The organism is Gemmatimonadaceae bacterium (assembly GCA_020846935.1).
Lineage (GTDB): Bacteria > Gemmatimonadota > Gemmatimonadetes > Gemmatimonadales > Gemmatimonadaceae > RBC101.
In genome coordinates this window covers 125,109-147,457 of the sequence record JADLCY010000013.1, presented here as the reverse complement: position 1 = coordinate 147,457, position 22,349 = coordinate 125,109, and the positions used below count along the sequence as shown (strand labels likewise).

Here is a 22,349-nt window from a genome sequence, read left to right as displayed (position 1 = left end):
GGCCGCTGGCTGCAGTGCTCCGAGGGCCCGTCGGCGTCGCGCCGCGGGCCCTCGTCGCTTTCCAGCGACTCGCTACGCCCCTCCGTGACCCTTGCTCCCCCTCCCGACGTGTGTGCGGACCATGCACGGCGTGTGTATAACTCCATTCGTGACAATTACTTGACGCATCAGACACCTCGGCTTTAGTATGACCCGTCCTGACACCGGCAGCATGAACTGGCAGAGCGCGTATCATGCACCGGTACTCGCGCGCGAGGTCGTTGACCAGCTTGGCAACGCACGGCACGTCCTGGATGGTACGCTCGGGGGAGGGGGGCACGCCGCTGCCCTCCTCGAACGCGGTGTCCGGGTCAGCGCCATCGACCGGGATCCCGCCGCAGTTTCCGAAGCCTCAACGCGACTCGCACCCTACATCCAGAGCGGACAGCTCCGCGTCCGTCTCGGGAACTACGCGGACCTGGATCTCGTGGACGACCTGGACGGCGAGATGTTCGACGGCATCCTGCTCGATCTGGGAGTGTCGTCGCACCAGCTCGACGACGAAGGCCGCGGCTTCACCTTTCGGCGCGGTGCTCCGCTCGACATGCGCATGGGCGCCGACTCGACCGCCACGGCAGGGGAATGGCTCAATGCAGCTCCCCGGGCCGAACTCAAACGCGCGTTCGCTGATTACGCCGACGAGCCGAGGGCGTCACGACTGGCGGGTGAGATCGAGCGCCGACGTGAGCGAACCCCGTTTGCCATCAGTGATGACCTGGTTGGTGCCATTCGCGCCGTCCTCGGGCCGAGCGCCGGGCCGGCCGATTTCGCGCGACTCTTTCAGGGCGTGCGCATCGCCGTCAACGACGAACTCGCCGGCCTCGCCGCGGCGCTCCCAGCCCTGCGCGATCGACTGCTCCCCGAGGGACGGTTTGCCGTCATCGCCTATCACTCGGGCGAGGATCGGCTCGTGAAGCACGCGTTCCAGGCATGGAGTCGACGCTGCACGTGCCCGCCGCGGCAGCCGGTTTGCACGTGCGGCGGGCAGGCGCGCGGCGCTCTCGTGCAGCGCAAGCCGATCGTGGCGCGCGACGACGAGGTGGCCGCCAATCCCCGCGCGCGAAGTGCGCATCTCCGCGTATGGCGAAGCGCCGCGTAGCGCCGCGCGCGCGGGCGCGCATCGCGCTGGTGCTCATCGGCTTCGTCGTCGTGGCGAGCATCGTCGTGGCTCGCCGCACGGTCGGCGCGACGCGCGCGCGCGCGTTGCACAGCCTGGACCGGCAGCGGGCCACGCTCGTGTCGGAGCGCGCGAAGCTCGTGGCTGACGTGGGGAGTGCCAAGAGCCTCGCGCGCCTGCAGCCGCTGGTGGAGCGGCGTCTCGGCCTGCATCGCCCCGATCCGAGCCGGATCTTTCAACTGCCCAAGCCGGTGACGCGTCGTGGACAATCCTGAAGCGCCGCGCCCGCTGCGGCGTTCCCAGGTGGTGCATGCCGTGCTCGTCGCGTTCGCGATCGCGCTGGTTGCGCGCGCCGGCTACGTGCAGCTGTGGCAGCATGAGAAGTGGGCGCAGGCCGCGGTGCGCCAGCAGTTCGCCGTCGCGTCCATCCCGGCGCCGCGCGGCGACATCGAAGATGCGAACGGCGTCCCGATCGCCTACAGCCGCGAGCTGGTACGCCTCTCGGTGGCGATTGGCGAGGTCAGGAACGTGCCCGCGCTGAAGAAGGCGATGGCGGCCGCCGGGATCGCGCCGGCCGAAGTCCGGCGCGCCACGGATCGCACGCGCAAGTGGGTTGAACTGCGCGATCGCTTCCTGCCGTCGCGCGTGGCGTCGCTCGTCCGAATGAACGGCGTGCATGTCACGTCGGTCGGGGATCGGGTCTACGTGCGCTCGCCGGGTACGCGACAGCTGCTTGGCGCCGTGGGTGCCAACGGACGCGGAGCGGCGGGGCTCGAACTGCACCTCGACTCCCTGCTGCTGGGCGCGGAGGGTCGGACGCGCGCCGTGAAGGGCCTGCGGGGCGCGCGGTACGAGTCGCCGGACATGCTCGACGAGCCGCCGGCGCGCGGGCACACGGTCCGACTCACGATCAACCAGACGCTGCAGAACATCTGCGACAAGGCGCTGCAGGATGCCGTCGCGCGATTGCGAGCCGATGGCGGAGACGTCGTGGTCCTCGATCCGCGCACCGGCGAGATCCGCTGCCTCTCCGGCCAGCGGCCTGGGGGTCGGACCGGCGGCGTGACCGCGTTTATCGAGGCGTACGAGCCGGGATCCACGCTCAAGCCGTTCTTTGCAGCACGACTCCTCGAACTCGGACGTGCCGGCGCCGACGAGGTGATCGACACCTACAACGGCCGATACGAGGTGCACGGCCGCGTGATCACCGACGTGCACAAGGCCAGGTCGATGTCGTTGCGCGACGTGATTCGTTTTTCTTCGAACGTCGGCATCGCACGGTTTGCGGAGCGTTTGTCCGATGACGAGGTCTTCGAACTGCTGCGTGACCTCGGATTCGGCACGCCGACCGGCATCCCGTATCCCTCGGAATCGGGTGGTCGACTGCGTGAACCACGGTTCTGGTCGGCGCAGTCGCACGCCTCGCACGCCATCGGATACGAACTGTCCGTGACGCCGCTCCAACTCGCCGCAGCGTACAGCGCTCTGGCGACCAACGGCATGCTCGTCGAGCCGGCGCTCGTGAAGGAGATCCGGGACGCCGACGATCGTGTGGTCTACGAACACCAGCCGCGCATGCTGCGCCGCGTGTTTGCCGCGTCGGCGGCGCAGTCGGTGGTGCCGATGCTGGAGAGCGTGGTGGACAGCGGCACGGCGGTGGACGCCAGCGTGACCACATTCTCCCTGGCCGGCAAGTCGGGCACCGCGCGTCGCACGGTCAACGGACGCTATGGCGCGGCGATGTACACCTCCACGTTCGTTGGCATCTTCCCGGCGAGGAATCCTCAGTACGTGGTGCTGGCCAAGATCGACAATCCACGTGAGGAGTCGATCTACGGTGGCAAGGTGGCCGCGCCGCTGACGCGCGCGGTGATCGAGGGCGCGCTCGCGGCGCAGGATGCCTCACTCGACTGGACGCAGCTCGCCGCACAGCGCCGCGAGGTCGACCCGATTCCTGGCGAGGTGGAGTCATCAGGCTCCGTGCCGCGGGACACGGTGCAGCCGGACACGGTCGACGCGCTCCCCGCAGTGCCGCTGGTCGACTCGACTCCGACGCCCGATCTCGTGCCGTCGGTGTCCATCGACCTGCGAAAACCGCCCACGCGCGGCACCCAACCGTCGCGACCGGTACAGGTGCCCGATGTCCACGGGCTGCCCACGCGCGTGGCCGTGCGCGTGCTGCACCGCGCCGGGCTCGCCGTCGTGCTCGTCCCCGGGAGCGGCAGTCTGACCCAGCCGCCGGCAGGACGGGAGGTGAAGGCCGGATCACTCGTCAGGCTCACCCGGCCATGAGCGCGCTGTGCAGCGGTGAGGGGCTGCGACTGGCGCTGCACGAGGCCGGACTGCTCGTAGGTGTGCAGGGGACGCTGCCGGTGGAGATCGCTGGCGTAAGCGATGACAGCCGCGCCGTCCGCCCCGGCTGGGCCTTTGTCGCCGTGCGTGGCAGCGTCGCCGACGGGCACCACTGGTTGCGCGATGCCTCCGAGCGTGGGATGGGGCTGGCGATCGTCGAGGATGCGACGGGGGTCTCCGGGCCCGCGCTGCTCGTGCGCGATTCGCGCCAGGCGGCGGCCGTGGTGGGAGCCGCGGCGTACGGCTTCCCCGCGCGCTGGCTGCGCGTCGTTGGGGTGACGGGCACCAGCGGCAAGACGACCACCGTGTCCATGCTACGCCACCTGCTGGACGGGGTGATCGGTCGCGCGGCGTCGATCGGGACGCTGGGCGTGCTTATCGGCGGTGAGGGCACTCCGTGGCCTGGTGGGCAGGGACTCACAACGCCGGGCCCCATTGAGCTGCAGCGCGTACTCCGCGCGCTCGTCGACGCCGGCGTGCGGGATGTGGCGATGGAGGCCTCGTCACACGCGCTCGACCAGCGACGCGTTGACGGGGTAGCGTTCACCGCCGCCGTCTTCACCAACCTTTCGCGCGATCACCTCGACTACCACGCGACCATGGAGGCGTACCTCGCCGCGAAGGCGCGCCTGGTCTCGCTCGTCGCGCCGGGTGGGGCCGTGGTGGTGAACGCGGATGATGACGCGTGGTCGGCACTCCCTGCGGCGCCGCGTGTGGTGCGCTATGGATTCGGTGCCGGCGCGCCGGAGGTCTCGGCGCGCGAGATGCGCTTCGGGCCGGGCGGATCGTCGTGGATGCTCACCGCCGGCGGCGAAACACGTCCCGTACAGCTCCCGCTGATTGGTGACTTCAACGTGGCCAATGCGCTCGGCGCCGCGGCCGCTGCGTGGGCGATCGGTATTCCGCTGGCCTGCATTGCCGAACGCCTGAGCACCCTGCCGCAGGTACCCGGGCGTCTCGAACGCGTGCTCGAACGCCCCGCGGTGCTGCGTGACTACGCCCACAAGCCCGATGCCATGGAGCGTGCGCTCGATGCCGTCCGCCCGTTTGCCCCGCAGCGGCTCATCGTGGTCTTCGGGTGCGGCGGGGATCGCGATCGCGGCAAGCGCCCGATCATGGGCGGTATCGCCGAGCGCAAGGCCGATCTCGTGATCCTCACCAGCGACAATCCCCGGACCGAAGACCCCGAGCGCATTCTCGACGAGATCGAGGCGGGCATGACGCGGCGAGATCACCTGCGTATCGAGGATCGCCGCGCGGCGATCGCGCGAGCGCTGGAAGAGGCCGGGCCGGACGACCTGGTGGTACTCGCGGGCAAGGGACACGAGACGTATCAGATTCGCGGTACAACGTCGCACGCCTTCGACGAGAAGGCGATCGTGCAGGAACTCGTCAGTGAGAGGCGCGCGTGAGCTTCTGGACCCTGGATCGATTGGCGGCCGCGTTGCAGTCAGAGCGGCAGGGGGCAATCCCGCGCGGCAGCACGCCGCTTGCGCGCGTGCATACGGACTCGCGCACGCTGGCGCCTGGCGACGTCTTCGTTGCCCTCCGTGGAGACCACTTTGACGGCCACGCGTTCGTGAGCGACGTGGTGGCGCGGGGCGCGTCGGCGCTCGTGGTATCCGACCCGAGGTCGGTCGCAGGGCACGGCGTGCCCGCCTGCGTCGTCAGGGATACCACCGCAGCGCTCGGAGCACTCGCGTCGTTTCGGCGGCGCGTGTGGGGTGGCACCGTGATCGCGGTCGCGGGCAGCAATGGCAAGACCAGCACCCGTGAGCTCATTGCCGGGGCCCTCGGCGGCCGCCTCTCGGTGCATGCGACCCGGGGCAACCTGAACAACCACATCGGCGTTCCGCTGACGCTGCTCGCCATTCCGGACCACGCGGACGTCGCCGTGGTCGAGATCGGGACGAATCATCCAGGAGAAGTCGCAACCTTGCAGGCCATCGTTGGTCCCGACGTGGCGGTGGTCACCAGCATCGGGGAGGAGCACCTCGAGGGTCTCGGGTCGCTGGCCGGCGTGCTTGCCGAGGAGAGTGCGGTGTTTGCCGGCGTGCCACTCGCGGTGGCACCGGCATCGCAGCCCGAGGTCGTGGACGCGGCGCGTGGGCGGGCCGGTCGCGTGATCGCGGCGGGGCTCGACGCGGGTGACGTGCGCCCGACCGCGTGGGGGCTCGACGACGAGGCGCGCGGCTGGTTCACGCTCGCCGAGGTGAGGGTGTCGGTGCCGTTCGTCGGCCTCCACAACCTGCGGAATGCGTTGCTTGCCGTGGCCGTGGCGCGGGCGTGCGGCATCGCCGACGAGGACGCCGCCGCCGGCATGGCCGCGCTCAGGCCGCCGTCGATGCGGAGCGCCCTCGAAACCATCGGGCCGTTCCTCGTGCTCAATGATGCCTACAACGCGAACCCTGCGTCAGCCCGCGAGGCGCTGGCGACACTCGACGCGATCGCGACCGAACGGCCGCGCGTGGTGGTGCTGGGATCCATGCTGGAGCTGGGCCCGCAGGGACCGGACCTGCACGACGACATTGCGCGTCGCGCCCTCGCCGGACGCGCCCGGGTGATCGTTGGCATTGGAGAGTTTGTGCACGCGTTCGCTCGCGTGGCACCTGGCGACCCCCGCGTCATCTCCGCGACCGATGCGGAGGCGGCGTGGCCGCTGCTCGCCACGCGACTGCCACCCGATGCGCTGGTGCTCCTCAAGGGATCGCGGGGCACGCGCCTGGAACGACTCGTACCGAGATTGCAGGAGCGCGCGGGAGTGCCGGTGGAACCGGCCGCCGCACACTGATTGGACCGCCGACCACATCACGCCTTGCTCTATTTCCTGCTCAGCCGGTTCCTCGACGACGTTCCGCCCCTGCGGCTCATCACCTACATCTCGGTGCGAGCGGCGGCGGCGGCGGTCACCGCGCTGCTCCTCACGTTCGTGTTCGGGCCGCCCCTCATCCGCCGCCTGCAGGCGCTGCGGGTGCGGCAGGTGGTGCGCGAGGGCACACCCGACACGCACCAGGCCAAGGGTGACACGCCGACCATGGGTGGCCTGATCATCCTGGCCTGCGGCGTCATCCCCACGCTGCTCTGGGCGCGGTTCGACAACCAGCGCTACGTCGCGCTGGCGCTGCTCGTCACCGTGTGGATGGGCGGCATCGGATTCCTCGACGACTACCTCAAGCTCAAACAGAAGCGGGAAGGCAAGAAGAACGAAGGGCTGGTGGAGCGCTACAAGCTCGCCGGGCAGGTGGGCATCGGCTTCCTGCTGGCGCTCATCCTCTGGCTCTGGCCCGTGTCCGACCTCCCCGGCGCGTCCACCACGATCCCGTTCCTCAAGAACGTGCTGCTGGTGCCGCTCACCGTGGGCCTCGGATGGATCTACGTGCCGTGGGTGACGTTCATCATCACCGGCGTTTCCAACTCGGTGAACCTCACTGACGGCCTCGACGGCCTGGCCGCGGGGCTCTGCGCGATTGCGATCACCACGTTCGCCTTCTTCGCCTACGTGATGGGTCGCATCGACGCGAGCGCCTACCTGCAACTATTCTACCTGCGCGGGTCCGGCGAACTGACCATCTTCTGCCTGTCGATGGTCGGTGCGTGTATCGGGTTCCTGTGGTACAACACGTATCCGGCCCAGGTCTTCATGGGAGACACCGGCTCGCTCGCGCTCGGCGGCGCGCTGGGCGCGATCGCCGTGCTGCTGAAGAGCGAGTTTCTCCTGCTGTTCGTGGGCGGTGTGTTCGCGATGGAGACCGTGTCGGTGATCCTCCAGCGGACCATGTTCAAGTACCGCAAGGCCCGGTTTGGCGTCGAGTACGCGAAGGCGAACCGGGTCTTTCTGCGTGCGCCGGTCCACCATCATTTCGAACTCAAGGGCTGGAAGGAGTCACAGGTCGTGGTGCGGTTCTGGATCCTCGGGATCTTCTGCGCCTTCGTCGCGCTGGCCACGCTCAAGCTGCGGTGACGCCGATGCGCGACTGGACCCTGGGCGAGGTTGCGGTGGTGGGACTCGGCAAGAGCGGCGCAGCCGCGTCGCTGCTGCTCGCGCGCCACGGGGCGAAGGTCTACGCGTCCGATGCGGCCGATGCGCCGTCGACTCGCGAGCGCGCGGCCCAGGTGCGCGCGGCCGGCGCCGAGGCTGACACGGGACGCCACGATCTTGATCGCATCGCGGGGGCCCGCGTCGTCGTGGCGAGTCCGGGCGTCCCTCCCGATGCGCCGCCGCTCGTGCGCGCGCGCGATGCCGGCGTGGAGGTCGTGAGTGAGGTGGAGGTCGGCCTCTCGGCGCTGCCGAATACGCGCATCATCGCGGTGACGGGGACCAACGGCAAGACGACCGTGACCGCGCTCATCGCGCACTTGTTGCGCGCGATTGGGGAAGACGCCGAGGCTGCGGGCAACATCGGGCTGGCGCTCTGCGACGTCGCGATCCGCGAGGTGCAGCCAGCCTGGATCGCGCTCGAGATGTCGTCGTTCCAGCTGCACGACACACCGGCGCTGGCGCCGGTGGTCGGTGTGCTCACGAACCTTGCACCGGATCATCTCGACCGATACGCCTCGCTCGAGGCGTATTATGCAGACAAGGCGCTCCTGTTTCGCAACGGCGGACGCGGATCGCGTTGGGTCATCAACGCCGATGATCCCGCCTCGCTCGCGATGATCGATGGCGTGCCCGGCACCGTGCTGCGGTTCAGCGCCGCGGGTCGACTCGGCGACGCGTTCCTCGATCGTCGGCATGACGAGCTGATCGTGGCCGATGAGCCGCTGTTAGCCAGGCGGGATCTGCACCTGCTCGGCGTCCACAACGTGGCCAACGCCCTCGCCGCCGCGCTCGCGGTGATCGCGGCGTCCGACACACACGGCTCCATCGGGGCGCGCGCGAAGCTCGCGGCGGGGCTCTCCTCGTTCCAGCCGATGCCGCATCGCCTGGCGCCGGTGGGCGAGTTCGACGGTGTGCAATGGATCAACGACTCCAAGGCCACCAACGTGGCGAGCGCGCTGGTCGCCCTGGAGAGCATGACGCGCCCCACCGTGCTGCTGCTCGGTGGCCGCCACAAGGGCGAGCCGTACACCGCACTCCTCGCTGGCATCGCCAGGCACTGTCGCCACGTCATTGCCTATGGTGAAGCTGCGCCGCTGATCCTGCGGGACCTGCAGGGCAACGCCCCGGTGGAACAGGTCACGGGGGATTTTCATGCCGTCACGCGCCGGGCGCACCAACTGGCGCACCGGGGAGACGCCATCCTGCTGTCTCCCGCCTGCTCGTCCTACGACATGTTCAACAACTACGAAGAGCGGGGCCGCGCCTTTGCGCAGGCGGCGGAGTTGGGCCGGCCATGAGCGGCACGTCCCATCGTGACCGCTGGGCGATGAGCGCGGAAGCTCGCGCCCTCGTGCTCGTCACCGCGATCCTCACCGCCCTGGGCCTCGCCACGCTGTTCAGCGCGAGCGCGCTCGTTGCCCTGCAGAAGGGGCTTCCGGCCACCACCTACTTCTTCCAGCAGCTGACCGGCGTGCTGGCGGGCGTCGTCGTCTTCGCGATTGCCGCCAAGGTCGATGCGCAGCGCTTCGAGAAGTGGGCGTGGCCCATGATGATCACGGCGATCGTGCTCATGATCGCGACCCTGATTCCCGGCGTGGGCCGCCAGATTCTCGGTTCGCGCCGCTTCCTGCTCAACGGCTCCGTGCAGCCGGCGGAGTTCGCCAAGATCGCGGTGGTCGTCTGGACCGCGATGCTGGTGCTTCGCAAGGGAGAGCAGCGTATGCGCCGGTTGTCGAAGGGCCTGCCCGCCTTCCTCGGTGTGGTCGGCGTGCTGGCGGCCGTCGCATTCGTGCAGCCCGACCTGTCGATGGGGATGATGTTCGTGCTGCTCATGGGCATCGTTCTGTTCGCGGCCAACGTGCGCATCGGGCACTTCATCGCCGTCGGTGTGCTCGCGGCCCCGATCCTTTGGCACGAGCTGCAGAAGCGCCACTACGCGCTGGCACGAATCTGGTCCTTCATCGGGTCCGACAAGGCGCCGCAGCAGCTCACCGACCAGCAGTATCAGTCGCTGATTGCGGTCGGCTCGGGTGGCTTCATGGGGACCGGATTTGGCAGCGGGCGGCAACAGTACGGTTGGGTCCCGATGGGCATGGACGACTTCATTGCGTCGACCATTGGTGAAGAATGGGGGTTCATCGGGTTCACGCTGGTGATTCTCGCGTTCGGGTTGTACACGTGGCTTGGCTTCCGCATCGCGCGCCAGGCGCGAACGCCGTTCCTCCGACTCGTTGCCCTCGGCCTCACGTGCATGGTCGCGATCACGGCCTATGTCCACCTCGGCGTGGTCATCGACCTGTTGCCCAACACCGGCCTCACGCTGCCCTTCTTCTCGAATGGCCGCTCGAACCTGGTGCTGACCTTTCTGGTGACCGGCATCCTGGTGAACATCGGCAGCGCCCGCGAGCGCATCTACGGCGCGGCGGCCACGGACCCTTCGGCCGGCGCGAGCTGAGTGCGGGTCTTCTTTACCGGAGGCGGAACGGGCGGACACCTGTATCCGGCGCTGGCGATCGCACGCGCGCTCGTGCAGGTCCGGCCGGACGTGGAGCCGCACTTCATTGGGGCCCGGCGCGGACTGGAGCGGGATGTCCTCCCGTCGACCGGATTCCCGCACACGTTGCTCGACCTGTATCCGCTCTACCGCGCGGCGCCGTGGCGCAATGTGGCGACGCTGCGTGGCCTCGTGAGTGGCTGGCGCACCGTTGCCGGACTCGCGGCCAGCGAACGTCCGCGCCTGGTCGTGGCCACCGGAGGCTACGCGTCGAGCGCGACGCTGGCGTATGCGCGCGTGCGCGGCATTCCGTTTGTGCTGCAGGAATCCAATGCCTTCCCCGGCAAGACCGTCGTCTGGTTCTCCCGATGGGCCCGCGAGATCTACGCCAGCTTTCCGGAGGTTGCCAGGCGCTTGCCTGGGCAGGTACGCGAACGCGTGATCGACGTGGGCAACCCGATCGAACCACCGCCGGCGCCGCGCCCGGATCGCGGCGCTGCCCGTGCCGAGTGGGGCTTCGATGCGACGGTGACGACCGTCGCGCTGGTGGTCGGTGGCTCACAGGGGTCGGCTGCCCTCAATGCGCTCGTTGACGCCTGGATCGCCGGTGGGCTGCCGCCAGGAGTCGGCGTGATCTGGGGAACGGGCAAGGCACACTACACAGGCCATGCGGGCCGCGAATCGTCGACGGTACGCGTGCGGCCGTATCTCGCCCCGATCGCGGAGGCATACGCGGCCGCCGACGTGGCCGTGTCGCGCGCCGGCTCGATCACCGCCGAGTTGTGCGCGTGGGGCATCCCCATGTACCTGGTCCCGTTACCGACGGCGGCGGCCGATCACCAGACGGCCAACGCTCGCGCGCTCGGCGACGCCGGGGCCGCCGCGTGGATTTCGGAAAGGGAGGCCACGCCGGCCGCCCTCAATGCCTTCGTGCAGAGCCTGAGTTCCAACCCCGCACGCCGCCGCGAGCTCACCGAGGGCGCGCTGCGCCGTGCGCGGCCCGACGCCGCGCACGTGATTGCCACGCGCCTCGACGTGTTGCTGCGGAGCCGCGTCTGATCCATGACACCGCACGTAGATTGCCCACGGTGACGAGCCTTCTCGATCCCTCAGATCCACGCCCTGTGCACTTCATGGGGATCGCTGGCGCCGGCATGAGCGCGCTCGCCGAGTTGTTCGTTCGGCGCGGCGTGCGCGTGAGCGGGTGTGACAGTCAGGCGGCGGGCGCGACGGACCTTGCGGCGCTCGGCGTTGCGATCGAGACCGGACACGATCCGCGGCATGTGGCGGGCGCGCGCGCGGTGGTGGTGACCTCCGCCGTGCCTCGATCGCATCCCGAGCTGGACGCGGCGCGCGCGGCCAACGTCCCCGTCATCCGGCGCGCCGAGGCCCTGGGCGAGGTCGTGAACGCAGGTCGGGTGGTGGCCATCGCCGGCACGCACGGCAAGACGACCACCACCGTCATGACCACCGAAGCGCTCGCCGCCGCGGGCCTTGCACCCACGGGCATCGTGGGAGGTCGTGTGGGCGCGTGGGGCGGCAACCTGCGCCTCGGTGGTGACTCGGTGTTCGTCGTCGAAGCCGATGAGTACGATCGCTCCTTTCTCGCCTTGCGCCCCACCGTGGCGGTGATCACGAACGTCGAAGCCGATCACCTCGACATCTATCGCGATCTCGATGATATCCGGAGCGCCTTTGTGCAGTTTGCCGGACCGGCGCATACGGTCGTGCTCTGCGACGACGATCCGGGCGCCGCGAGCCTCGCCGTCACCGGTGGGGCGCAGGTACTGCGCTACGGACTGGGCGAGGCCAACACGCGGGTGCGCGGCGTGCCCTCGACGCTGGTCGACGGCCGTACCGCGGTGGCGGTGTACTTCGACGGCGAGTGTCTGGGCGACGTCGTGTTGCGTGTACCCGGGCTGCACAACGTGCGCAACGCACTTGCGGCGATCGCGTCCGGCCTCGCGTCAGGCGCGACGCTCGAGGCGATGCGCGCCGGGCTCGAGGCCTTCAGCGGCGTCGAACGCCGCTTTCAGCGGCTCGGCCGCGCCGCGGGCGTGGACGTGGTGGATGACTACGCACACCATCCGACCGAAGTCGCCGCAACCCTCGACGCCGCGCGTGCCGCGTTCCCGGGCCGACGCGTCGTCGTCGCGTTCCAGCCGCACCTGTATTCGCGCACGCGGGATTTTGCGTCGCAGTTCGGCGACGCGCTCGCGATCGCCGATGCCTGCTACCTGGCCGACATCTACCCCGCGCGTGAGCGGGCGATCCCCGGCGTGACGTCCGATCTGATTGCCTCACGCCTGATGGAGAGGGGCCGTGGGCCCGTCTGGCGCGGCGCGCGAGCGGACCTGGCGGCGGCACTGGTCGGCGAGGTCCGCGAGGGCGACGTCGTGTTGACGATGGGAGCCGGTGACATCACGCGGACCGGACCCGAACTGCTGGCGCGGCTCGCCGCGCCACGCGGCGGATGACGAGCGACGCACCCGAGTCCGCCCGGGACTCGGCTTCCCCGGGGCCGCGGTGGGGACGACGGCTGGCGGCCGCCGCGATGGCGCTCCTGCTGATCACGGTGCTCACCATCCCCTGGTGGGGGCGATCGCTCGCGTTCTTCCGCGTCCGGTCAGTGGACGTACGCGGGACGCGCTACACGCGGCCGGCCGAGCTGGTGGCTCGCCTTCGCGTCGACACGCTCACGTCGATCTGGATGCCACTCGACTCGCTGGAGGCGCGCGTCGAACGACATCCGCAGGTCCGCTCGGCGACCCTGCGTCGCTGGCTCCCGAACAAACTGGTCATGGAGATCGTCGAGAACGAACCGATCGCCCTGGTCCCGGCGCCGCGAGGCATGCGGGCGTATGAGGAGTCGGGGCGCGCGCTGCCACTCGATCCCGCGCGCGTGGTCACCGACCTGCCGATCGTCGAGCGCGCGGACACGGCGATCTTTCGTCTGCTCGCTGATCTCAAGGCCGACAATCCCTCCATGTACGCGCAGGTGTCGGAGATTCGGTTCGTGGGTCGAGACCAGTTGCGCGTGATGCTGCTGGACGTTCCCGTGTTGGCGTTGCGCGGACTCGTCGTCGAACGCTTCGACGAGCTATCTTCCGTTCGGCGCGACCTGGCGCGCCAGCGCATTGTGCCCGCCGAGCTGGATCTTCGCTTCAAGGACCAAGTCATCGTCCGCCTCCCATGAACGCCGAACGACTCGTCGCCGGACTCGACATCGGGTCGGCCAAGACTACCGTGATCATCGGCGAGGTCGTGGGCGACCTGCCGCGTCGTCCCGGCATCAAGGTGCTTGGCCTCGGTCAGGCGCGGACGACCGGGCTGCGACGCGGCGTCGTGTCCGACATCGAGGAGACCACGCAGTCGATTCGCAAGGCCATGACGGACGCCGAGCAAATGGCGGGCGCGAAGGTCGAGGCGTGTTACGTCGGGATCACCGGCGAACACGTGCAGGCGATGACCTCCAAGGGCATCGTCGCCGTGTCCGGCGATGAAATCGGCAAGGCCGACGTGGATCGCGCCAACGCGGTGGCGCGCGCGCAATCGATCCCTCCGGACCGTGAGTTGCTGCACGCCATTCCGCAGGAGTACACGGTCGACAAGCACGAAGGCGTTCGTGACCCGGTCGGCATGCTGGGGACCCGGCTCGAGACGGAGATGTACCTCGTGTCGATCGGTCAGTCGCCGGCCAGCAACCTCCGCAAGGCCGTCGAGCGAGCCGGCTACCATGTGGCGGAGTTCGTGGTGAAGCCTCTGGCGAGCTCACTGGCCGTTCTCACCGACGACGAACGCGAACTCGGTGTGGCCGTGATCGAGATGGGCGCCGGGACCACGGACGTGGCGGTGTTCCACGAGGCAAAGATCCGCCACCTGGGTACCATTGCCCTGGGGGGGAACAACGTCACCAACGACATCGTGCACGGGTTGGGTCTCACCCAGGTGGACGCCGAGCGAATCAAGGAGCGCTACGGCTGCGCGTACGAGCCGCTCGTCGACCCGTCGGAAGTGATTTCGTTGCCGGGGACGGCGGCGCAGGGCGAGCGGCAGGTGCCGCGGGAGCTGCTGGCGCACATCATCCATCAACGAGTGGACGAGATCTTCGATCACGTCATTCGCGAGATCGATACGGCGGGATTTGCCGGTCGGCTGAGCGCGGGAATCGTGCTGACGGGTGGCGTCGCGGCGCACCCCGGCGTGGGGGAGCTGGCGGCCGAGGTGTTCGGCACGGGTGTGCGCGTGGGCGTTCCATCGGAACAGTTGAGTGGCCTTGCGGACGCGGTGGAGGCGCCGCGGTACTCGACGGCGGTGGGCCTGACGCTGTACGCGGCGAACCGCCTGGCGCTGGGGAGCGCGACGGTGGGCGGGCGTCGCGTGGCGCTGGCGGCCCCCAATGTGGACAAGCTGGCCCAGCGGGTGAAGACGTGGTTGCAGGACTTCTTTTGAGCGTGCGTGGTCGTTAGGCACGTCAAAAACCTGATATTCGCAGCGTGCGATGTGGAGAAGCGGCGCTCTCACGAACGAGGGCGCCGCTCTTGCATGCTTGCCCGCTTGCGTCGAGCGCTTGTCTTCAGTCACACGTTTCTTCTGTCGGGCTTCGCATTATATTCTGGCGCGATCGCGAGCTCGGGCGCACGGTTCGTGCGGTGCGTCACGCGCGATCCACCGTTCGACCTCACGTCCATGCAAGCCCGTTTCCCGCTGACAGGGGAGTGCCGCGCGCAATGATTTTCGAATTCGAGGAGAACGCGAGCCAGAACGCCAGGATGAAGGTCGTCGGCGTCGGCGGCGGTGGTGGGAACGCCGTCAATCGCATGATCGATGAGCGACTCGAAGGAGTCGAGTTCATTTCGATCAACACCGATGCGCAGACGCTCCTGTCGTCGAAGTCGGACGTGAAGATCCAGATCGGCAAGAAGCTGACGCGGGGGCTCGGCGCCGGGGCGCGCCCCGAGATCGGCCGGCAGGCGATCGAGGAGAATCGCGACGAGGTGCAGCGCGCTCTCAGCGGATCCGACCTCGTCTTCGTGACCTGCGGCATGGGCGGCGGGACCGGGACGGGCGCGGCGCCGATCGTGTGCGAACTCGCAAAGGACGTCGGGGCGCTCACGGTCGGCATCGTCACCAAGCCGTTCCTCTTCGAGGGACGCAAGCGGATGCGCCAGGCGGAAATGGGCATCACCGACATGCGCGTGCACGTGGACACGATGATCGTCGTGCCCAACGAGCGGCTGCTGGCGGTCGTCGGCAAGGGTATCCCGTTCCAGGACGCGCTCAAGAAGGCGGACGAGGTCCTGCTGCACGCCACGCAGGGCATCTCGACGCTCATTTCCCGCACGGGCCTCGTCAACGTCGACTTCGCCGACGTGCGCACCGTCATGCAGAACGGCGGCTCCGCGCTGATGGGCACCGGAATCGGTCGGGGCGAAAACCGGGCGATGGAAGCGGCCCAGCAGGCGATCTCCTCGCCGTTGCTCGACAACATCTCCATCGCCGGATCGTCCGGTGTGCTGCTCAACATCACCGGCGGCGGCGACCTCACCCTGGGCGAGGTCACGCAGATCTCCGAGATCGTGCATGACGCCGCGGGCGATGACGCCGAGATCATCTTTGGCGCCGTGCACGAGCCGGCCATGCAGGGCGAGATTCGCGTCACGGTCATCGCCACCGGGTTCGACCGCGCGTTTGGACACACCGGGGTCACGGCGCATGCACAGCCCGCGGTGGGCGGGAACTCGCGCACGGTGATTCCGATCAACACCGGGCGCACGGCCATCCAGCCTCCGCCTCCGCCGCGTGCCATCGCCAAGCCGGCGCCGCCGGATCCGAACCGACGCTTCATGCCGCCGGCCTCGTCCACGCCGCACGCGCCCCCCTCGCCATCAGCGCGCCCCGCGGATCAGATTCAGGATCTCGATATTCCGACGTTCATCCGGAGGCAGATGGATTGATGCGACCGATGGGTCGCGTGCTGGCGTTTCTCACGGTGGCGCTCCTGGCTTGGGGCGCCATTGCTGTCATGCGCCCGCTCCCGGAGCGAAAGGCCGGGACCGTCCTCTCCGGCCGTCGGGTGCCATCGTGGGTCACCCGGGTCGACACGTTAGGCAGCGGGGAGACCATCACCGAGCTGCTCGATCGACTCGGCCTCACGGGCAAGGAAGCGCAGGACGCGTTGGACGCGGCCACCGCCGGCCTCGATCCTCGGCGCCTCCGCGCCGGGATGCGCATCACACTGGGCGCCGAGTCCGCCGACTCCGTGCCGTCGGAGATCGTGCTCCACCTCGCGGTCGACCGCCTGCTGCGCCTGCGTCGCAGCGATTCGGGCTGGGTCGGTGCCGAAGAGTCGCTGCCCTGGACGACCGACACCCTGGTCGTCGGCGGAACCCTTGGCGCGAATCTCTACGACGCCTTCGATCGAGGGGCCGTAAACCTGCCCCGGGATGTGCGCGCCGAACTCGCGTGGGATGTTGCCGACGTCTTCGAGTACCGCCTGGACATGAGCCGCGACCTGCAGGAGGGTGATGCCTTCCTGGTCCTCATCGAGCGACAGCAGACCACCACGGGCGTCGTGCGCGTGGGCAACGTGCTCGCCGTGGACTACACCACGGGGGGAAAGCGACTGCGCGTGATCCGACTGCCAGGCAGTGAAGGCCGAGCACGATACTTTGACGAGGACGGACGCAGCATGCAGGCGATGTTCCTCCGGGCGCCGCTCGAGTTCCGTCGGATCTCCTCGGTGTTCGGCATGCGGCGCCACCCGATCCTCGGCGTGGTTCGGCGTCATCGCGGCACCGACTATGCTGCGTCCTCCGGTACCCCTGTCCGGTCGATCGGCGACGGCGTCGTGGTCACGGCGGGACGCATGAGCGGATTCGGCAACGTGATCGATGTGCGCCACCCCAACGGCTTCGTCACGCGGTACGGTCATCTGCGCGGATTCGCGACCGGCATCCGGCGCGGCGTGCGGGTGGGGATCGGCCAGACCATCGGCTTCGTCGGTATGACCGGCCTTGCGACCGCGCCGCACCTGCATTTTGAAGTCCTGGTGCGTGGCGTCCAGCAGAACCCGAGGACCGCGCTGTCGTCCACCGCCGGCGCACCGCTCGAGGCGTCAGAACGCTCGGCCTTTGATCGGGCGCGGACCATTGCGCTCGCGCGGCTCGACCAGCACGCGAACGGCGCCTCCTCGCCATCGGACACGGTGCGGGATCACGACTGACCTGACATTCGGGACTCCCGGAACGGTGGCCCGGTGCTGAACTTGTGGGCGCTCGACGTCATGCCGGCCGCTGCTCCTGCGCTTCGCCCCTTGTCACCGCCGTCGGGCTCGGCGCGGTGCGTACCATTCCCCCATGATTCTCTGGTTGCTCGCCCTCGTCATCGGCGCCGCCGGTGCGTATATCGCGTATCCCAAAGCTCTCGCCGGCGCACGCGGCGAGCGCATCACGATGCTCCTGCGGGCCGTGGGCATGACCACCGCGGCCGCGCTGGCCCTCAACGTGATCCTCGGGACGGCGCGCGCGGCGCGACCCCTGGTTGCCCTGGATGCATCCGCGAGTTGGCTGCGGGGTGGAGACTCGTCGCGTTATGTGGCGTCGCGGTCGGCGGCGCTGGAAGCGACGTCGGACTCCGTGATCGCATTCGGCGACTCCTCGCGCCGGGCGACGGCGGCGACGCCGAGCCTGGATGCGGCGTCCCGGCTCCGGCCGGTGGTCGAACGCGCAATCGCCTCGGGGCGCCCGCTGCTGGTGTACACTGACGGTGAGATCGACGACCCCGACGCGCTCGCCGGCTTGCCGGCGGGATCCCGTGTCGAGGTCGCGCCTGAGGCCCGTTCGCGCGACGCAGCGGTCACGGAGGTGCTTGCTCCGCGTGTGGCGTCGGATGGCGACACGGTCAACGTGCGCGTTACGGTGGGAGCCGGGAGCGGTGGTGCCGGGGCGGGCACGCTGGCGCTCACGCTCGACGGACGCCAGGTGGCCACCGCGACGCTCGATTCGTTGGGCGCGTTCGGCGAGCGGGCGGTGACGCTGCGCTTTGTGGCGCCTGCCGCCCGGGCGGGGACCGCAGCCGGCGATCGTGAGCTGCGAGCGTCCTTCACGTCGACCGGCGATGCCGACCCACGCAATGACGCGTCGGCCACCGCCGTCGACGTGGGGTCGGCCGCGGCCGCCGTGCTGGTGTCGACGGCGCCGGACCTCGATTCGCGCGAATTGGCGGCGCTGCTCCGCGGCACCGCGGCGCTCCCCACGCGGACCTACCTTCGCGTTGCGCCCGGACAATGGCGCGAGGACGGCACGCTGGCTTCGGTTTCCGAAGACGTGGTGCGTCGCGCGATCCGCAACGCGCCGCTCGTGGTCCTGCATGGGGATACCTCATTGTTCGGGCCGCCGCGCGATGTCACGCGCGGAGCCCTTGCCCTGGTCGCGCCACCCGGCGGCAACACCGGTGAGTGGTTTGCCACCGGCGCGCCGCCCTCTCCGATGAGTGCAGCGCTCACCGGAACGCCGTGGGACTCGCTCCCGCCGCTCGAAGTGGCCGCGAGCCTGCCGGAGGCCCAGTTCGAGGTGCTCGAGACGCGACGCGCTCGTCGGCTCGACCGTCGCGTGGCCATCGTCGGCTGGGAGACGCCGCGCCGGGTGCTCGTGAGTGGTGCCTCTGGCTACTGGCGCTGGCGCTTTCGAGGGGGCGCGGGTGCCGATGCGTTCACCGCCGTGTGGGGGAGTGCCCTCGACTGGCTTGCCGGCGAACGGTCGGACGTGCGTGCCGCCATTCCCTACGCCCCGTCCATCCGACAGGGCGAGCGTGTGCGGTGGCGACGAGGCGCAGAAGCGGACAGCGTGGTGCGCGTGGTGCTCACTCGCCGCGCTGACTCGGTGGTGAGCAGCGATACGCTCGCCCTGCGGTTCGGCGCGACGGGCATCGACGCGGAATCGGCCCCGCTGCCGGTCGGAACATACGATGTCCAGGCCGCGGGCGGCGCATCGCTCCTTGTGGTGAATCCGTCGTCCGAGCTGCTGCCGCGCCGACCCACCGTGCGCGCGGGCAATTATGGAACGCGCGCGGCCTCTGGCGAGCGACCGCGAGCGCGCGACCTCCCGATCCTGTTTGCGCTGGCGATCGCCGCGTTTTGCCTGGAGTGGATCATCCGTCGTCGGAGCGGATTGCGCTGATCGCCGCGCGGCCCGGGGCACAGTTCCCGCTACCTTTCCTTCATGGCTCGACTGTTCCGCCGTTCTGACGACACTCCGCGCAGATCCCTGTGGCAGCGGATCAAGGATCTCGCGCTCACTGACGTCACCGTTCTGGCGCGTCGAGGCGCCAAGGAGGGTTCGCTCGAAGCCGTGGAGGAACTGCTCCTCGAGGCCGACTTCGGCGTCCCGACGACGCTGCGACTGGTGGAGGACCTTGACCGGCTCGCCAGGCGCGGCGACGTCAAGTCGCACGACCAGTTCCTCGGCGCGCTCTCGTCAGGCATCGCCGGCGCGCTGCGCAGTGGTAACGCCGATCCGGCGCTGCGTCTCGCGGCCTCGCGCCCCACGGTCATCCTGGTCGTCGGAGTCAATGGGGCAGGCAAGACCACGTTCATCGGCAAGCTGGCCTCGCGCTTTCGCGCGGAGGGCAAGCAGGTCGTGCTCGGCGCCGGCGACACCTTTCGTGCCGGGGCGATCGATCAGCTGCGCGTGTGGGCCGAGCGCACGGGGGCGGCCTTTGTTGGCGGTCGCGCCGGTGGGGATCCCGCGGCGGTGGCCTTTGACGCGATTGACGCCGGCGTGACACGCGGCGCCGATGTGGTCATCATCGATACCGCCGGTCGCCTCCACACGAGCGATAGCCTGATGGATGAACTGCGGAAGGTCGCGCGCGTGATCAAGCGTCGACTCCCCGAGGCCCCACACGAGACGCTGCTGGTGCTCGACGGCACCATCGGGCAGAACGCCGTGGCGCAGGCGCGCACGTTTGCCGACGCGGTGGCCGTCACCGGACTCGTCGTGACCAAGGTCGATGGCACGGCCAAGGGAGGGATCGTGGTCGCGGTGCATGAGGCGATCGACGTGCCGGTGAAGTTCATCGGTACGGGAGAGCAGGCGACGGACCTGGAGCCGTTCGATGCCGACGCGTTCGCCCGCGAGGTTCTCGAGGCCTGAGGTGGACGGCGATCGCCTGATGCGCCGGTCGCTCGCGTGAGCGCCGCGCACGGCGATGGGCCGGCGCGCCCGCGGGTGGCCCTCGAGACCCCGATCCAGTTTCTCAAAGGCGTCGGTGAACGCCGGGCGGAGCTCATGCACCGCATCGGCCTTCATACGGCGGGCGACCTGCTGTACCACGTGCCGCATCGCTACGAAGACGCGAGCACCATCACGCCCATTCAGGCGGTGCAGCCGGGCATGGATGTCACCGTGCTCGGTCGCGTGATCTCCAAAGGCGTCCTGCCGACGCGTCGCGGCCTGCGGATCTTCCAGGCCGTGATCAGGGATCCCACCGGCCTGCTCGAGGTTTCGTGGCCTGGTCAACCCTTTCTCGATCGTTCGATCGACAAGGGGCATCTCCTGCTGCTTTCGGGGCCGTGTCGCTTCTACCACGGCCGGCAGCTGCAGCCGCGCGAGTACGTGAACTTCGGGGCGGACGACGACGATGACGCGGAGCAGGGGCGCGTGCTCGCCGTCTATCGCGCGACCGAGGGCGTGACCGTTCGGCAGATCCGCGCCCTGATCGAGCAGCACCTCGACGCCCTCACGTCTCAGGTGGAGGACTACCTGCCGGCAGCGATCCGCGATGCCGTCGGTGTGCCGCCGCTTGCGGAGGCCATGCAGCTCGTGCACCGCCCGGCCACGCTCGGTGATGCCATCCGTGGGCGCAACCGGCTGGCCTTTGACGAACTGCTGTTCGTGCAGATCCTGCAGCGGCGTGCGAACGCCGTGGCGCGGGCCCCGCGGCGTGGCATCATGTTCGAGGCGCAGAAGACGCTCACCAGCCGCCTCGCCGCGGCGCTGCCGTTTGAGCTGACGCGGGCACAGCGACGGGCGATTCGCGAGATCACCGCGGACATGTGCTCGGCGCATCGCATGCACCGGCTGCTCCAGGGAGACGTGGGCAGCGGCAAGACCATCGTGGCGGTGTTCGCCGCGCTGCTGGCGATGGAGAACGGCTTTCAGGCGGCGCTCATGGCGCCGACCGAGCTGCTGGCGGAGCAGCATGCACGATCGCTTGGCCAGCTGCTCGCGCCGCTCGCAATCTTCCCGGTCCCCCTCTGGGGAAGTCAGGGCACCGCGGCGCGCCGCGAGGCCGAGGCGCAGCTGGCATCCACCGCGCCGGTGATCGCAATCGGCACGCACGCCCTGGTGCAGGAGGCGACGCGCTTCGGACGCCTGGGCCTCGCGATCATCGACGAGCAGCATCGCTTTGGCGTGGAGCAGCGCGCCGCGTTAGGCGGCAAGGGCGAATCGCCGGACATGTTGCTGATGTCGGCGACGCCCATCCCCCGATCGCTCGCGCTGACCACCTACGGCGACCTCGACGTGAGCACGATCGACGAGCGGCCACCGGGGCGTCAGCCTGTGACGACCGCGCACCGGCCGGAGTCGGCGCGCGCGCGGGTGCTCGCGTTCGTGACCTCGCAGCTGCGCGCCGGGCGCCAGGCGTACATCGTCTACCCGGTCATCGAGGAGTCCGAAAAGGTGGACCTCAGGGCGGCAACGACCATGCACGCCGACCTGGCCGGCGGGGCGCTCGCCGGCTTTCGCCTCGCCCTGCTGCATGGGCGGCTGCCGGCCGACGAGCGCGACGCGATCATGCGATCCTTCCGCGACGGCGCCATTGATGCGCTCGTGGCCACCACGGTCATCGAGGTCGGCATCGACGTTGCCAACGCCACCGTGATGCTCATCGAACATCCCGAGCGGTTCGGCCTGTCGCAGCTCCATCAGCTCCGCGGGCGTGTCGGGCGTGGTGCCCAGGAGTCCTACTGCATCCTGTTAGGTGACGTCGGCGAGGAGGCCGCGGAGCGTCTGCGCGTCTTCACGACGACGGACGATGGCTTCGAGATCGCGCGCGCCGACCTCCGGCTCCGCGGCATGGGCGACCTCTTTGGCAAGCAGCAGAGTGGTGACGCGTCATTCCGGATCGCGGACCCCGTGCGGGACGAGGCACTGCTCGAGGCGGCACAGCGCGTCGCGACGAGCCTCCTGTCCGACGACCCCACCCTCGCACGGCCCGAGCACGCGACGCTCCGCCGAACGATCGGCCATCGCTACTCGCGTGCCCTGGAGCTTTTTCGCGTGGGATGACGGCGCGCGATCAGG

The 22,349-nt window shown here is 69.4% G+C and carries 17 protein-coding genes; all 17 read left to right on the top strand.

The window, feature by feature from the left end:
• Positions 1-211 precede the first annotated feature (211 nt).
• Positions 212-1,138, top strand: a complete 927-nt coding sequence (gene rsmH, locus IT361_16285) for a 16S rRNA (cytosine(1402)-N(4))-methyltransferase RsmH (protein MCC6319233.1) — start codon at positions 212-214, stop codon at positions 1,136-1,138.
• Complete coding sequence (locus tag IT361_16280; GenBank protein ID MCC6319232.1) at positions 1,120-1,431, top strand: hypothetical protein; 312 nt, start codon at positions 1,120-1,122, stop codon at positions 1,429-1,431. The genes rsmH and IT361_16280 overlap by 19 nt, the downstream gene beginning before the upstream one ends.
• On the top strand, positions 1,418-3,448 hold the full coding sequence (locus tag IT361_16275; protein ID MCC6319231.1) for a hypothetical protein: 2,031 nt from the start codon (positions 1,418-1,420) through the stop codon (positions 3,446-3,448). Before IT361_16280 ends, IT361_16275 begins: the two co-directional genes overlap by 14 nt.
• Entirely contained in the window at positions 3,445-4,920 is a 1,476-nt protein-coding gene (locus IT361_16270; protein ID MCC6319230.1) for a UDP-N-acetylmuramoyl-L-alanyl-D-glutamate--2,6-diaminopimelate ligase, read from the top strand. The genes IT361_16275 and IT361_16270 overlap by 4 nt, the downstream gene beginning before the upstream one ends.
• Complete coding sequence (locus tag IT361_16265; protein MCC6319229.1) at positions 4,917-6,299, top strand: UDP-N-acetylmuramoyl-tripeptide--D-alanyl-D-alanine ligase; 1,383 nt, start codon at positions 4,917-4,919, stop codon at positions 6,297-6,299. Before IT361_16270 ends, IT361_16265 begins: the two co-directional genes overlap by 4 nt.
• Before the next feature lie 24 nt (positions 6,300-6,323).
• Positions 6,324-7,469, top strand: coding sequence for a phospho-N-acetylmuramoyl-pentapeptide-transferase (locus IT361_16260; protein MCC6319228.1), 1,146 nt, complete (start codon positions 6,324-6,326; stop codon positions 7,467-7,469).
• Between the two features lie 5 nt (positions 7,470-7,474).
• The gene (murD, locus tag IT361_16255; GenBank protein ID MCC6319227.1) at positions 7,475-8,845 is read left to right on the top strand and encodes a UDP-N-acetylmuramoyl-L-alanine--D-glutamate ligase; all 1,371 of its coding nucleotides are present in this window, start codon (positions 7,475-7,477) and stop codon (positions 8,843-8,845) included.
• Positions 8,842-10,002: a cell division protein FtsW gene (locus IT361_16250; protein ID MCC6319226.1), complete on the top strand. Its 1,161-nt coding sequence runs from the start codon at positions 8,842-8,844 to the stop codon at positions 10,000-10,002. The genes murD and IT361_16250 overlap by 4 nt, the downstream gene beginning before the upstream one ends.
• On the top strand, positions 10,003-11,100 hold the full coding sequence (locus tag IT361_16245; GenBank protein ID MCC6319225.1) for a UDP-N-acetylglucosamine--N-acetylmuramyl-(pentapeptide) pyrophosphoryl-undecaprenol N-acetylglucosamine transferase: 1,098 nt from the start codon (positions 10,003-10,005) through the stop codon (positions 11,098-11,100).
• 29 nt (positions 11,101-11,129) lie between these two features.
• Positions 11,130-12,518 (top strand): UDP-N-acetylmuramate--L-alanine ligase, encoded by a 1,389-nt coding sequence (locus tag IT361_16240; GenBank protein MCC6319224.1) that lies wholly within the window; start codon positions 11,130-11,132, stop codon positions 12,516-12,518.
• Complete coding sequence (locus tag IT361_16235) at positions 12,515-13,237, top strand: FtsQ-type POTRA domain-containing protein (protein MCC6319223.1); 723 nt, start codon at positions 12,515-12,517, stop codon at positions 13,235-13,237. The genes IT361_16240 and IT361_16235 overlap by 4 nt, the downstream gene beginning before the upstream one ends.
• Positions 13,234-14,493 carry a cell division protein FtsA gene (gene ftsA, locus IT361_16230; protein ID MCC6319222.1) on the top strand — a complete coding sequence of 420 codons (1,260 nt, stop codon included), beginning with the start codon at positions 13,234-13,236 and terminating at the stop codon, positions 14,491-14,493. The genes IT361_16235 and ftsA overlap by 4 nt, the downstream gene beginning before the upstream one ends.
• Before the next feature lie 278 nt (positions 14,494-14,771).
• Complete coding sequence (gene ftsZ, locus IT361_16225) at positions 14,772-15,998, top strand: cell division protein FtsZ (protein MCC6319221.1); 1,227 nt, start codon at positions 14,772-14,774, stop codon at positions 15,996-15,998.
• Positions 15,998-17,266 (top strand): M23 family metallopeptidase, encoded by a 1,269-nt coding sequence (locus IT361_16220; GenBank protein ID MCC6319220.1) that lies wholly within the window; start codon positions 15,998-16,000, stop codon positions 17,264-17,266. The genes ftsZ and IT361_16220 overlap by 1 nt, the downstream gene beginning before the upstream one ends.
• Positions 17,267-17,399: 133 nt before the next feature.
• Positions 17,400-19,220, top strand: a complete 1,821-nt coding sequence (locus IT361_16215; GenBank protein ID MCC6319219.1) for a hypothetical protein — start codon at positions 17,400-17,402, stop codon at positions 19,218-19,220.
• A 42-nt stretch (positions 19,221-19,262) separates the two neighbouring features.
• Positions 19,263-20,195: a signal recognition particle-docking protein FtsY gene (ftsY, locus tag IT361_16210; GenBank protein MCC6319218.1), complete on the top strand. Its 933-nt coding sequence runs from the start codon at positions 19,263-19,265 to the stop codon at positions 20,193-20,195.
• 36 nt (positions 20,196-20,231) lie between these two features.
• The gene (gene recG / locus IT361_16205) at positions 20,232-22,334 is read left to right on the top strand and encodes an ATP-dependent DNA helicase RecG (GenBank protein ID MCC6319217.1); all 2,103 of its coding nucleotides are present in this window, start codon (positions 20,232-20,234) and stop codon (positions 22,332-22,334) included.
• The last annotated feature ends 15 nt before the right edge of the window (positions 22,335-22,349 follow it).

Coding starts and splice junctions, on each gene's coding strand:
- ftsZ (MCC6319221.1), top strand. CDS start 14,772: ATGATTTTCGAATTCGAGGAGAACGCGAGCCAGAACGCCAGGATGAAG.
- IT361_16220 (MCC6319220.1), top strand. CDS start 15,998: ATGCGACCGATGGGTCGCGTGCTGGCGTTTCTCACGGTGGCGCTCCTG.
- murD (MCC6319227.1), top strand. CDS start 7,475: ATGCGCGACTGGACCCTGGGCGAGGTTGCGGTGGTGGGACTCGGCAAG.
- IT361_16250 (MCC6319226.1), top strand. CDS start 8,842: ATGAGCGGCACGTCCCATCGTGACCGCTGGGCGATGAGCGCGGAAGCT.
- IT361_16235 (MCC6319223.1), top strand. CDS start 12,515: ATGACGAGCGACGCACCCGAGTCCGCCCGGGACTCGGCTTCCCCGGGG.
- IT361_16280 (MCC6319232.1), top strand. CDS start 1,120: ATGGCGAAGCGCCGCGTAGCGCCGCGCGCGCGGGCGCGCATCGCGCTG.
- ftsA (MCC6319222.1), top strand. CDS start 13,234: ATGAACGCCGAACGACTCGTCGCCGGACTCGACATCGGGTCGGCCAAG.
- rsmH (MCC6319233.1), top strand. CDS start 212: ATGAACTGGCAGAGCGCGTATCATGCACCGGTACTCGCGCGCGAGGTC.
- IT361_16215 (MCC6319219.1), top strand. CDS start 17,400: ATGATTCTCTGGTTGCTCGCCCTCGTCATCGGCGCCGCCGGTGCGTAT.
- IT361_16270 (MCC6319230.1), top strand. CDS start 3,445: ATGAGCGCGCTGTGCAGCGGTGAGGGGCTGCGACTGGCGCTGCACGAG.
- ftsY (MCC6319218.1), top strand. CDS start 19,263: ATGGCTCGACTGTTCCGCCGTTCTGACGACACTCCGCGCAGATCCCTG.